This window comes from Neisseria bacilliformis, from assembly GCF_014055025.1.
GTDB lineage: Bacteria > Pseudomonadota > Gammaproteobacteria > Burkholderiales > Neisseriaceae > Neisseria > Neisseria bacilliformis.
Map to the genome: position 1 here is coordinate 2,338,912 of NZ_CP059571.1, position 12,442 is coordinate 2,351,353.

At 55.5% G+C, this 12,442-nt stretch carries 12 protein-coding genes; 1 reads left to right on the forward strand and 11 read right to left on the reverse strand.

Annotated features, from left to right (window positions below):
- Window positions 1–13: 13 nt before the first annotated feature.
- From H3L91_RS11390 to H3L91_RS11440, 11 genes are all read right to left on the reverse strand, one after another.
- Window positions 14–1,096 (reverse strand): AcaB family transcriptional regulator, encoded by a 1,083-nt coding sequence (locus H3L91_RS11390; RefSeq protein WP_007341121.1) that lies wholly within the window; start codon window positions 1,094–1,096, stop codon window positions 14–16.
- 328 nt (window positions 1,097–1,424) lie between these two features.
- Entirely contained in the window at window positions 1,425–3,017 is a 1,593-nt protein-coding gene (locus tag H3L91_RS11395; RefSeq protein WP_007341122.1) for a hypothetical protein, read from the reverse strand.
- Between the two features lie 2 nt (window positions 3,018–3,019).
- Complete coding sequence (locus tag H3L91_RS11400) at window positions 3,020–3,562, reverse strand: hypothetical protein (RefSeq protein WP_007341123.1); 543 nt, start codon at window positions 3,560–3,562, stop codon at window positions 3,020–3,022.
- Between the two features lie 15 nt (window positions 3,563–3,577).
- Complete coding sequence (locus H3L91_RS11405; RefSeq protein ID WP_007341124.1) at window positions 3,578–4,315, reverse strand: hypothetical protein; 738 nt, start codon at window positions 4,313–4,315, stop codon at window positions 3,578–3,580.
- Window positions 4,312–4,908, reverse strand: a complete 597-nt coding sequence (locus tag H3L91_RS11410; RefSeq protein ID WP_007341125.1) for a hypothetical protein — start codon at window positions 4,906–4,908, stop codon at window positions 4,312–4,314. Before H3L91_RS11410 ends, H3L91_RS11405 begins: the two co-directional genes overlap by 4 nt.
- The gene (locus tag H3L91_RS11415; protein WP_007341126.1) at window positions 4,901–6,520 is read right to left on the reverse strand and encodes a ParB N-terminal domain-containing protein; all 1,620 of its coding nucleotides are present in this window, start codon (window positions 6,518–6,520) and stop codon (window positions 4,901–4,903) included. Before H3L91_RS11415 ends, H3L91_RS11410 begins: the two co-directional genes overlap by 8 nt.
- Complete coding sequence (locus H3L91_RS11420; RefSeq protein ID WP_050783146.1) at window positions 6,517–7,428, reverse strand: ParA family protein; 912 nt, start codon at window positions 7,426–7,428, stop codon at window positions 6,517–6,519. The genes H3L91_RS11415 and H3L91_RS11420 overlap by 4 nt, the downstream gene beginning before the upstream one ends.
- A gap of 95 nt (window positions 7,429–7,523) precedes the next feature.
- Window positions 7,524–8,180 carry a protein-L-isoaspartate O-methyltransferase family protein gene (locus tag H3L91_RS11425; protein WP_007341128.1) on the reverse strand — a complete coding sequence of 219 codons (657 nt, stop codon included), beginning with the start codon at window positions 8,178–8,180 and terminating at the stop codon, window positions 7,524–7,526.
- 116 nt (window positions 8,181–8,296) lie between these two features.
- Complete coding sequence (locus tag H3L91_RS11430) at window positions 8,297–8,836, reverse strand: NUDIX hydrolase (RefSeq protein ID WP_040658420.1); 540 nt, start codon at window positions 8,834–8,836, stop codon at window positions 8,297–8,299.
- 202 nt (window positions 8,837–9,038) lie between these two features.
- A complete protein-coding gene (locus H3L91_RS11435) occupies window positions 9,039–10,727 on the reverse strand; it encodes a vWA domain-containing protein (protein ID WP_007341130.1) in 1,689 nt (562 codons plus the stop codon).
- 101 nt (window positions 10,728–10,828) lie between these two features.
- A complete protein-coding gene (locus H3L91_RS11440; protein WP_007341131.1) occupies window positions 10,829–11,242 on the reverse strand; it encodes a helix-turn-helix domain-containing protein in 414 nt (137 codons plus the stop codon).
- Window positions 11,243–11,399: 157 nt separating this feature from the next.
- On the opposite strand from H3L91_RS11440, the gene H3L91_RS11445 reads away from it, so the two are divergent.
- A complete protein-coding gene (locus H3L91_RS11445) occupies window positions 11,400–12,335 on the forward strand; it encodes a hypothetical protein (RefSeq protein WP_007341132.1) in 936 nt (311 codons plus the stop codon).
- The last annotated feature ends 107 nt before the right edge of the window (window positions 12,336–12,442 follow it).

The following is a 12,442-nucleotide window of genomic DNA, read 5'->3' on the forward strand; positions in this document are numbered from 1 at the left end:
CCAAACCTCCTCTTTATTCTGTATCAGAATACTCAATCAAGCCGAGTGCTAATGCTTTTTCGTACAGTTCGTTCAGACGGTCTGCTTCGATTTTTTGTACAACATACACATAAGCCGGTTTGGTTTCGTACAGCAGGACTTCTTTGGGCAGGGGAGACAGCCCGCCCGCAGCAACACCTTCTGCCAGTTTGGCAGCCAGCGCATCGTTTTCCAGCAGTGCCCGACGGTTTACTTGGCGGATTTGGCGGATACGCATTGCCGACAGGTAAATCCCTTGCAGCAGCACCCGCATTCCGCGACCGCTTTTGTGAATCACATCATTGCTGGCATGGTTGGTCATAACCCCTTTCATCCCCATCGTCATGGCCACACGTACCAGATAGTCGTAGGCCAGCAACAGTTGCAGCAGCCTGAAACCGTAGCCGCGCAAAGAAGCCACCTTAATCAGCAGCGGATTGTTGTTGGCCACCACGCTGATGTGGATACCGCCGCTGCCGCAGGCTTCCAGTTGCTGCTGCAAACGGTCGGTATCCGTTGCAAGCTGTGCCGACACCGCCTCCATTTCGCTTTCCAAGCGCAACAGTTCCGCATGGGCAAACGGATTGTCGGCTTTGGTTGAACGTGCCAACTCTCCGCACAAACCCATTGCGTAACGGATGCCAGGCCAGCGCGGTCCTTTCGGATCGTTGCGCCCTTCCCACATCCGCACCGCATGTTTGGTGTGCAATTCAAAGGCATCTTCGCTGCCGCCCAACTGGCCGACATCTTCAAATGCTCGGTCTTCCGATGGATAAATTTCGTAGTCGTCCAAATCTACTGCGGCAATTGAACGCGAACGTGCCCGCCCGCTGCGGATACGCTGCCGCATAATATGCTGCTTCAACAGCATCTCATGCGCTGCCAGCACTTCCAAGGCTGCCGCATTAGAATGCCCGCTTTCCTCATCCGACAAACCGGACAGGCGTTTGCGCTCCGTTTCCCAGTCGTAGCTGTCTGAAAACACCGATTGCTCCGATACCGGAAACGCTATATCAAAAGCCTGCGCCACATGAACGGATTTTGGTTTGATTACCAGTTTCTGCTTGGTTTGAGCCATTTTGTACTCCCTGTTGGTTTGTCTGTCATGTATTGCTTGGCAATCTGTAACCACTGGTTACAAACTTGCCACACCCAAAATCTGTAAAGAGTGTTTACAGCCTGTTTGTGTGCCCCCACACAAACCTACCGACCTAAAAATCTGTGTGGACTCCACACAAACTCTGCCAATCTGAAATCTGTGACCACTGGTCACAAACCCCTACCGCATCCAAAAATCTGTGACCGAGGGTCACAAACCTTCTGTGTGGACTCCACATAAACCTGCCGACCTGAAATCTGTGACCACTGGTCACAAGTCCCTGCCGCATCCAAAATCTGTGTAGCCCCTACACACTCCTGCGCTGTTTCAAGTTTCGCAGCATCTCTTCCACCGCCTTGTCGCGTGCCGCATCGCTTTCGACCGTTCTACGACCTTCTCGTTTCGGGGCAGGCTGCTGCGCTTGGTTTTCATACGCTGCTGCCCAAGCGGCTTGGCGTTCGCGGTTTTGTTTTGCCAGTGGCGCGGTAACGCAGATCAGTTCCCCTGCCGCTTCCTTGCGGCACAGTACGGTCAGCAGACCGAGCGGGCTGGTTACAGGTTTGGTCTGTCCGGCGATTTCGTCAAGAATCTCCTGCAAACGTTCCGCCGTGGTTTCAGGCAGCAGTTTGTCGAAGATTTGGCGGGCGTTATTTTGCAGCGACTGGCCGAAGGTTTTGGGGTAAACCAGTGCATCGTAGCGGGAAGGGGTTGGAGAAAAAAATCCGTCATTTCCCACTACCCCATTTCGTGTGCTTTCAGGCTGCCTGTGTTCCGTCTGCAAAAGGGGGCTATGGTTGTAGTTGTTCCCGATAGGGAACTGTCTGTAATCTAAAACCTTAACAATTTCCCCATTTGTCGGGTGTGTATTTTCCGATTGGTCGGCTGTGTATTCGCCCTTTTGTGAGGTATGTATTTTCCCATTTGTCGGGTATGTATTTTCCCTTTTGTCAGGTATGTTCTCCGAAAAGTGCACTACTGTATTCGCCCTTTTGTCGGGTGTATTCTCCTGAAAAGCGACTGCTGTATTTTCCCTTTTGTCGGGTATGTGTTCTGCAAAACTGTCTGTTGGAGAAACGGCGGCATTTCCGTTTTTCAGACAGCCTTCAATACTACTTTCAGGCTGCATCGGCAGGAAATGGCTGCGGCGGTTTTGCAGAGCCTGCCAGATGGCGCGGCCGTTAATCAGGGTAAAGATGCGCCGTGAGGCGTAAAAGTGTTTTTCAACGATAAACTGCCGCGCTTTGAGTTTGCTGCGGGCAGTCAGTTGGGTTTTGTAGGGCAGCGACAGGTATTTCTGCCATGCGGGGATATTGAAGCTGACAAACCAGCGTTCGCGTCCGTTGCCGCCTTTGGCGATGCACTGTTGTAGCATAAACGACAGCATCAGCGCGGAATGGATGCAGCCGGTCAGTTCAACCAGGTCGCGGTGGTAGGCGATGCGCTCTTTGAAATAGCGCAGGAAAAACAGGTCGGATTCGTGCAGTGTCGGTACGGGTGCGCCCTCAGGGCAGGGCACACCGTTGGCGGCGCACACCGCGCGTGAGAGCCTTTCCAAATTCAGGCGCAGTTCCAGCCGGCCTTTGCCAAAACCGAAGCGGCGGTAGCGGGTTTCAATCAAACCGCGTTCCAGCAGCTTTTTCTTGCAGGTACCCTGCTCGCGTTCGGACAGACCGGTTTCCTCAAACATCTGTACCACCGATTTGAATATCCAGCCCTGTGTGGCGGCTACATCGCGACCGTGGCGTACCCAATAGACCAGCTGCGACAAAAATACCGCCGCTTTGACCGAGCCGGCGACGGCAATCAGGCATTTGTAAACGGCAATGGTGCGCCCGCCCTGCAAAGCCTGTTTGCAGAGTATGATGTCGCGGTTGAACTCGGCGGGGGCGGGCAGTTTCATGCTTATTCCGCTCCCGTATTCGCCGCTTCCGGTTTCAGGCTGCGGTCTTCGTACCGTACCAGCATTGGAGCATCGCCCGAACAGTCTTTCCTAACCCAATAGCAGCCGTAAAAACCGTCTTTATCGGCATTGCCGAGTATGGTGGCGGATACTTCTTCTAAGCCGTCCCTCATTCTGATGCGGCGACCAGCGGGCAGTTGCGGACGGATGCCGTTGTCCTCTACCCAACACCGGACTGCCTCGCGGTGCAGTTCGTACAGAACCTTGCCGATTTGGGCAAAGGCGGCGATATGTGAGTCTTCAAAAGCGGCAAAATCAAAACGGTCGGGATAATGCCGTTCCAAGCAACGCAACAGCTGGTAGCCGCGCTGCGATACCTTGAAACCTTCATGGATGCAGCAGTCGCGCACCAGTGCCAACTGTTCTTCGCTGAAAAAGCAGTATGTTCCGTTGCTGATAAAGCAGAAACACAAAGCCTTGCGGACGGCGACCAGTACCAGTTCGGGATCATACAGTTCGGGGCGTGGCGGGATATTCGTTTTCATCGTACGTCTCCCTTTTCAGACGGCCAAAGCCTGCATATAGGCGGTGGTCAGCACAGCCAGCCGGTTCAGGCTGTAACGGCAGCGGCGCATACGCGGGAAACCGCCGTAGCCGTATTCCAGCACGCCGATGCCGCATAATGCTTCACCCGCCCGCCGTTGTTCCGCTTTGCTGAGAAAGCTGCGTTCCCTGACGTTTTGCTCGGGCAGCAGCACCCAGTCGCTCCATGCTTCGCGCCCGTTCAGGCTGCGGTGCGGGGTTTCCGACTGAACGACAGCCAAATACAGCGCGGCTTTGAACGACAGTCCGAAATGCAGCAGGGTGCGCAGGTGCAGACGGTTGAGCGATACGGGTGGCGAGGCGATGTCAGACAACCGCAGCGCGGCATTGTTCCGCACCATTTTTTCCAAACATTCCCCGTTGAGCCGGTAGAGCGATACGCCGGTATCGCGCTGGTTTTCCAGCACGCCGGCGGTCAGTAGGGTGTCGCGCACCGCATACCAGCGACCGCGCCCCAAACCGGTCTGTTTGTGTACGATGTCTTCGTTCAAGGCAGCCCATTCGTCGTACCCATACAGGCTGACGTAGCAGCTGAGGAAATAACCGGCAGTAACAGAATTGAGGGCTTGGGCGAACTGGGTAACGTACACCACTGGCTCGTCCCACAAGGCGGCCAGATAGACAGTATCGTCCTCTGCGTAGGTGTCGGCGATGGTCATATCGACCGTGTGCAGTAAGGCGGCATCAGGTCTCATGCTGCTTCTCCCGAACAGCAGACGGTGCAGTACAACTGACCAAGGCTGTATTGCGGATACTGCGCCGCAAGTTTCTGGTAGCGGACAAAGGTATCCGCCTCGTCCGCCCCCAGCCGCCAGCTTTCCAGCACCGACAACCGCTCTTCCAGCGGCAGTGCCGGAATACGGCCTTTCCTGACTGGCAGCTTCATTTCCTGACGCATTTGCCGGATGTCCTGCGGCGAGACTTCGCAGCACAGCAGTAGAATCATGCAGTTGCTGCCGCCGTGTTGAATCAGCCATTCGCACCGTTGCAGGTGCAGGCTGCGCCGTTCCGAGTCGGTCGTCATGCCGTCCACGGCTGCCTGCAAATCGGGCAGGGACACGCGCACTTCCACCGCAGAGGCCAAACGGCGCGTCAGCTGGTGCATCTCTTCCGGTGTCATGGCGTGCAGGCGGGCGAACAATGCGGCGTAGCGGTGTAGTATTTCGGCATTGTCCGCCGCCTCACGCCGGTTTTTGGGCAGAACCAGCAGTGAGCCGACTACGGTCAGGAGTTGATGGTGGACGGCAGTGTGGCCGTCCGTGCCGATACGGTAGTATTCCTTATCCACGGTTGCCCTCCTCGCTGCGATGAATGTGCCGGAGCATTGCCAGAATCTCTTCCACCGGTTGCGTGTAAGGCGTGTCGGTGGTCTGCCAGCGCAGAACCTGGTCAAGCAGGTAGTGCCGCTCGCCGATGCCCATTGTGTTGTATTCGTCAAATACCTCTGGGTCTTGGTAGGCCAGCCGCAGCGGTGAGTCGTCCGGCAGTTGCAGCAGCGGGTTGCCGCCGCTCAAATCGGGTTTGTTGAGCAGCGCGTCCTGCATGGAAACACGGCTCAGATAGGCGAACACGTCGCCCGCGTCTTCGTGCAGGTTGTCAATGACGTACAAGGCGGGCGGGTCGGCAGGACGGATATGGTGGAAGTCTGGATATTCGAGATAGAAGCCGTAGCGGAAAGCAGAATGGCTGCGGAAGCAGTGTGCCAGATGCACCTGTTCCAGCATGGTGCGCACCGCCGAATGCAGCCTGTGGACGGCTTCGCCATAAGAGGGAGCGGCAGGCGTGCTTACTGGCGCAATTTCCTGTGTGAGGTGCCGTTGCGGCAGCGGATCGACCTCCGCCGCAACGGTATTGGCGGATTGGGCATGGTTTGAGGAAACGGACGACTGTGTGCCGTTGTCAGATTGGTTTACTGTAGCAGCGGCGTGTTTTTCAGGCTGCCCTTTGCTGTTTTCAGACGGTCTGTGTGCTGTTTCAGGCTGCTTGGAAGCGTGGTCTGCTGTTGCAGCCGCTCCCGTATCATCGGACGTATTCTGCTTCGGCAGAACGTCCGCGAAGGTTTCACTAAAACGCTGTTGCAGGAATTTTTCCAAAGCGGGAAGATTCAACTCGGAAGCATCAGAATGCTTTGCCGACCATTCGGACAGGCTGCTGTGCCAGAAACTGTCAAAACGTTCGGCAAAACCGTTTTGCTCTGATAAGGCTTGTTGCTGGTTGAACAGCTTGCGTAATTCAAATGCTTTGGGGTTGGATAGGTCAGCCGCCTGCTGTTGCAGTTCCGACAATTTGTCGGCGGCAAAAAGCATCAACCCCAATGTTTTGTAGGATAAGGACAACCCGTGCGTCAGAAACAAAGCCTCCAACTCCCGCAGGCTCAGTTTCTTTTCACTTTGGCTCTGGAACATTTCACGCACCGCCGCATAGGCCTGCGCCTTGTCCCAGAAACACATCTCCGCACGCTGTTCGTTTTCAATCAGGTGGGCGATTTGAATGTCCGCTTCCGAAGTGTATTCGGTGTAGATGGCCGGAATTTCGGCAAACCGCGCATCGCCGGTTTCCGCCAGCAATTCCTGCATGATTTTGAGCCGCGTATTACCGCCCTGCGACAGCAAAAAACGGCTGCTGCCCGGACGGCGGGTAATGTGAACTGGCTGCTGTATGCCACTTTCGCGGACGGATTCCTTGATTTGGCGGTACAGTTCCGGATCGTGGCGGGTGCGCGGGTTCTTGTCGAAAAAGTCAATTTCCGCTACCGAAACATTGATAAACAGCCCCGGAAACATCTCCTCCTTGCGGCCGATGTCCATCGATGTCTGTGCAGGCTGAGGTATCAGCAGGCTGCCGGCAACCGCTTCCGGTGTCAGTTGGATTTTTGGTTTAGCGTGGACGGGATTGCTCATGACTGCACCTCCCGTACTATTTCAGGCTGCCCTACACCTTCTTCCAGCAACAGGTTTTCCAGATGTTCACCAAACGTATGGCAGACAATCCGTTCCTCTTTGATTTTCGGGAACAACTCCTGAACCAACGCAATCATCAGCTGCCGCGCCGAATCGGATTTGCCTGCATGGGTATGTTCGTGGCAGTGCACCGGAATCCGCAGTGTCGCCGCTTCCTTATAGGCTTTGGCGTGAGGAATTTCCAAAGACAGCAGCTGCTTCTTGCCGTCCAAACCGCTGTTGAAATACGCCCTGATGCTCTCGGTAATCATCCGTGCATCTTTGGTACGGTCTTTGCCATAAATCAGCGCACGCAGCGGCGGCACCGGCAGATTCATCGCCGCACCGTGGGCAAGACGCTCCAATGCCTCCTGCGTGCCGGAAATGAACTCCCGCGCACTCAGGGTTTCAGGCATAATCGGCGAAATCAGCATATTGGCCGCAAAGCAGGCCGCATCCTGAATCACGCCCACCGCACCTTTGGTGTCAATTAGGACGGCATCGTAGTTTTCGGAAATATAGGGGTGGATAAGTTTGTTGCGCAGCAGAAACGCGCGGTCGGGACGGTCGTAAACCTTGCTCTGAACATCGTCGCGGATGTTGTTGGACAGCACAATGTCCAGATTCGGATAAACCGTATTGGAGATAGTGGAACGGATAGACGCTTCGTCGTTTTTACCCAACAGCAATTCAACTGTGCCGTTGGGTGCGCGGCGGTGCAGCGGATAATATTTGCTCAAAGATGCCTGCGTGTCGGTATCGACCATCAGCACCCTGAAACCCATATCCGCCAGCACCGCAGCCAAAGCCGCCGTCAACGTTGTTTTACCCGTCCCACCTTTTGTAGAGACAACTGTCAAAATAACCATAAGAATATCCTTTTTTATCAAAAGCATATTCTCTTGAAGGCCTTAAAAGCAATCGCACCGTATCTTAGGTTGAACTCACTGAAAACGGGGTTTCTTTAAAAATCGAAGCCGTTGAACGGGTCGGCGGGGCGGCCGTCGAGGTAGGGGATGAGGGTGTCGAACAGGTTTTTTTCGGTGAAGCTGTCGCCTTGGCGGGTGAGCAGGCGGGCGCGTTGCACGGGGTGATGTCCGACGACGGCGATGAGGCGGCCGCCGTCTTTGAGCTGCTGTTTGAGGAGCTCGGGGATTTCTTCCACCGCGCCGCCGACGTATACGGCGTCGAAGGGGGCGGCGGCGTTTTTGGTGGCGAGGCCGTCGCCCTGGGCGTAGGCGATGTTGTCGAAGCCCAGATCGTCGAGCACGGCTTTGGCGCGCGCCTGCTGTTCGGGGTCGATGTCCACGCTGACGACTTCGCCGGCGAGTTTGGCCAGCACGGCGGCGGCGTAGCCCGAGCCGGTGCCGATTTCCAGCACTTTGTCGGTTTTTTGCAGGCCGAGCCCCTGCACGAGGCGGGCGACAATTTTGGGTTCAAGCATGGCGCAGCCGTTGGGCAGCGGCAGGTTGAGGTCGGCGTAGGCGTAGTTTTTCTGCGCTTCGCCGACGAAGGCTTCGCGCGGGATGTCTTGCAGCGCGTCGAGAAGGTCGAAGTTGAGGACGTCCCACGGGCGGATTTGTTGTTCGACCATGTTGAAACGTGCTTTGGCAAAGTCCATGTTGTGCTCCGGTGTATTTTTATTGGCGGGAAACGGCGCGGATTATAAAGGCTTTACGGCGGTTTTTACAGGAAATGCCGTCTGAAAAACGGTTTTCAGACGGCATTTCGGCCTGTTCAGCCTGCCTGCGACAAGAGCCAGTGTTGCAGGCCGATAAGGGTTTTGCCGTCTTGGATTCGGTTGTCGCGCACGGCTTGGGCGGCTTCTTCGCGGGTGAGCAGCACGGTTTCGACAAATTCATCCTGATCGGGCTGCAAGGTGCTGGTTTTGCTGACGTTGACCGCGCGGTAGAGGTACATTTTCTCGTCGCAGAAGCCGGGGGCGGTGTAGAAGGTGGCGACAAGCTGCGCGCTTTCGGCGGCGTAGGGGGTTTCTTCGGAGAGTTCGCGCAGGGCGCAGGCGGCGGGGTCTTCGCCCGCGTCGAGTTTGCCGGCGGGCAACTCGAGCAGGGGCCCTCCGAGGGCGTAACGCCACTGGCGCACGAAGACGATTTTTCCGTCGGCGGTTTCGGCAAGGATGCAGGCCGCGCCGGGGTGGCGGATGACGACGCGCTGGCCTTCGTTGCCGTTGGGCAGGCGCACTTTGTCACGGGCGATGGTTACGAATGTGCCGTTGTAGATCGGCTCGCTGCTGATTTGGGTTTCGGTGAGGTTCATCGGATGCTCCTTCGGTTGCCGCGTTTGCGGGGGCGGTGTTTTCAGACGGCCTTTTTGCTTTGAGGCCGTCCCCTCCTGCGCGGGGATGACGTTTCTGAAAAGCGGGGTGCGTGTTTGTGGTGGGTCGAGACCCACCCTACATCTGTGTTTCGGAGGCCGTCTGAAAAGCGGTCTTTCTGTTTTTCAGACGGCCTTTGCGGTTTTATTCGCCTTTGTTTTCAGGCTGCCTGCTGCTGAGGCTTTTGGCGGTGGCGACGAGTTCTTGGAACTCGGCAATCAGGCCGTAGGGGTCGCGGGCTTGGGTGTTTGCAGCCATTTTGGCGATGGCGTTCCAGTCGAGTCTGCCGTTGTATTCGCCGCCGCGCAGTTGTTGGGCGTAGGAGGCGGCAGCGAGGGCGAGGCGGGTGTCGGCGTCGGCTTGGGCGAGGGGGATGCTGCGGGCGGGGACGGCTTGTTCGATGAGTTTGCTCGCGCTTTGGCCGGGCAGTTTGTAGCGCACTTTGACGTAGGCGTATTCGTTTTTGCTGCCGTTTGCGGCGGGGGCTTGCTGGTAGCGGGAGTCGGCAAGCCAGCCGGTTTTACCCTGCGGGATGATTTCGTAAAGGGCGGTTACGCTGTGGCCGGAGCCGATGTCGCCGGCATCAACTTTGTCGTTGTTGAAGTCTTCGTTGCGCAGGGTGCGGTTGGTGTAGCCGACGAGGCGGTATTCTTTGACGGCGGCGGGGTTGAATTCGACTTGGATTTTGACGTCTTGGGCGACGGTGGCGAGGGTGGAGGTGAGCTGGTGGCGCAAGACTTTTCTGGCTTCTTTTTCGCTGTCGATATAGCTGTAATTGCCGTCGCCGGCGTCGGCGATTTGTTCCATCATGGCTTCGTTGTAGTTGCCGGTGCCGTAGCCTAAGGTGCTGAGGGAGATGCCGCTTTTGCGTTTTTCGGCGACGAGGGATTTGAGGGTTTCGGTGTCGGAGACGCCGACGTTAAAGTCGCCATCGGTGGCAAGGATGATGCGGTTGATGCCGTTTTTGACGTAGGCTTTTTCGGCCTGCTCGTAGGCCATGCGCAGGGCGCGCTCGCCCGAAGTCGCGCCGCCTGCGTGCAGGGCGTTGAGGGCGCGCAGGATGGTGTCTTTGTCTTTGCCGGAGGTGGGGGGGAGGACGAGTTGTTCGCCGGAGGCGTAGGTAATGAGGGTAACTTTGTCCTGCGGCCGCAGCTGTTCGGTGAGGATGCGCAGGGTTTTTTTGACGAGGGGGAGCTTGTCGGGGTCGGTCATGCTGCCGGAGACGTCCACCAAAAAGACGAGATTGGCGGGTGGCAGGTCTTTTTTGGCGGTGTCCTGCGCCTGGATGCCGATTTTGATGAGTTTGGCTTCGCTCTGCCAGGGGGAATCGACGGTTTGGGTGTGGACGGCGAAGGGGCGGCCGTCTTGCGGCAGGGGGTAGGAATAGGGGAAGTAGTTGACGATCTCTTCGATGCGCACGGCGTCTTTCGGCGGCAGGCGGCCGTTGTTCAGGAAGCGGCGCACGTTGGCGTAGCTGCCGGTGTCGACATCGATGCTGAATGTGGAAACGGGCTCTTGGGCAACGGCTTTGACGGGGTTTTCAGGCTGCTTTTGGTAGCGTTCGGTGTCGGTACGCAGGGGGCGTGCTTCGGCGGCGGGCAGGTATTTGGCGTGGAGTTGGCCGTACAGGGTTACGCCCGAGCGTTTGGCGGCAAGGTTGGACTGCATCGCAACGGGCGCGCGTTCGTACATCACGCTGTCTCGGGCGGCTGCGGGGGCGGCCTCGTACAGCATTGCGGGCGCGCCCGCCTGCCGGCGGGGCGTGCCGCAGGCGGCAAGCGCGGCGAGGGTGGCCAGGGCGGCGGTTTTGGCGGTGAAGGTGCGGGAGGGCATGGCGGGTTTCCTTGTTCGGTTTGTCATGAAACGTGAATATAAAACGGTTGAGGCCGTCTGAAAACCTTTAAAACGGTTTTTCAGACGGCCTTTTTTGTTGTTCAGCCCTGCTTTTGCAGGAGTTCGCTGAGTGCTTTGAGCGCGGCGATTTCACTGTCTTTCTGCGCCAGCATTTGTTCTTTGGCGGCGAGCATTTCCTGCGCATGTTGCAGGGAGAGTTTCAGTTTTTCGATTTCCGCCGTCATGTTTTCGGTGTTGCCGTAGTAATTGGTGTGGTTACCGCCGCTGTTTGTCCCTATCAGCAGCACCATGCCTTTGTCTTCCCGCGTAATCAGTTCCGCCACATCGATTTTGAAGATCGCCGCCAGCTTTTCTAGCTTCGCCAAATCCAGTTTGCTTTCGTCGCGTTCCAGCCGTGAATAGCTACTTTTGGAAATGTTCATGCGCTCGGCCATCTCTTCCTGCGACCAGTTGTTCAGCTCGCGCAGGGCGCGGATTTTGTCGTTGACGGCCATTTTTCCTCCTTGTTGCACGGGGTGGGACTGCGGTTCGGAATTCGGTTGGAAAAACCTGTTTCCACAATTGAAAACATGATTTGCCGCAGATAGTATCCCGCTTTCCTTTTCTTAGCAAATACCTTGCTTTTATTTACATTTACGGAGAGTCAAAACCATGTTGGGGAAACAGGCAAAAACAGTCCTTTGGATTTTCTTCATGATTCCATCATTTAGTCGGGCAGAATTCCATAATGATTCCGCAGATTCAAATCTGGGCTATGCGTACGGTACAACTACCGATCAAGCCCGCCAAACCTTAGAAGAGGATGCTGCAAAACGTCATGCGGAAATGCTGGAATATACCAAGAAAACACAAGATATTATTGACGCACAAAACCAACTGGATGGGATGCCTGCCATACCCACATCTCCCGACAATGTCAGAGCAATGACGTCCGAGCAGCGATTACAGTCTTATTTGAACGCTTCCAATCCCGATCCCGAGCTGGTTTATGATTTGGAAAACCGTTCCACTGATTATTTGGAAGCCAAATACGGTACGGTTATCGCCGACTATGCCCGGGAAGAAGCTTTACAAGCAGTAAGAAATTTATCCCTTGCAACATCATATTTGCCCGAAGAAGCGCGTACAGGGAATTTTCTTACCGGTTTTATCGGAGGAATATGGAAAGGCTTCCTCAATATGGCCGATATTATCGGTTCGAGTTTTATTATGATGACAAACTCAGGAGAAGGGGAAACTGAAAAATTAACAAAATGGCATGAAATGATCAAACAGAAAAATACCGAAACCACAGTCTGGCAAGGAAGTACCTACGAGATGGACGAGGCCAGATCCAAACTGAATTGGGAAATAGCTGAAAGAGCCGGTCAGGAAACTTTCCTAAAACATGCGGCTAGAACTGGAAATGTAGCCGAAGCAAAACAGCTTGCCGCAGCAGAAGCTGAGCATTTCTACAATTCTATGGACACGACTACTTATGAAGAAGTAGTGAATGCATTGGGTAAAATTTTCTCTTATATTTTGACAATATTGTGTCTGGGTGCGCCAGTGCGGTGGTTGTATTCAAAGTATATTGTTAACAGATAAATTGAAAGGCAGTATTTGTAAAACAGTTTTGAGGCCGTCTGAAAACATATCCTGTACTTTCAGACGGCCTTTCAATGAAACCGCAGCGGTTTTGAACCGGCTGCGGT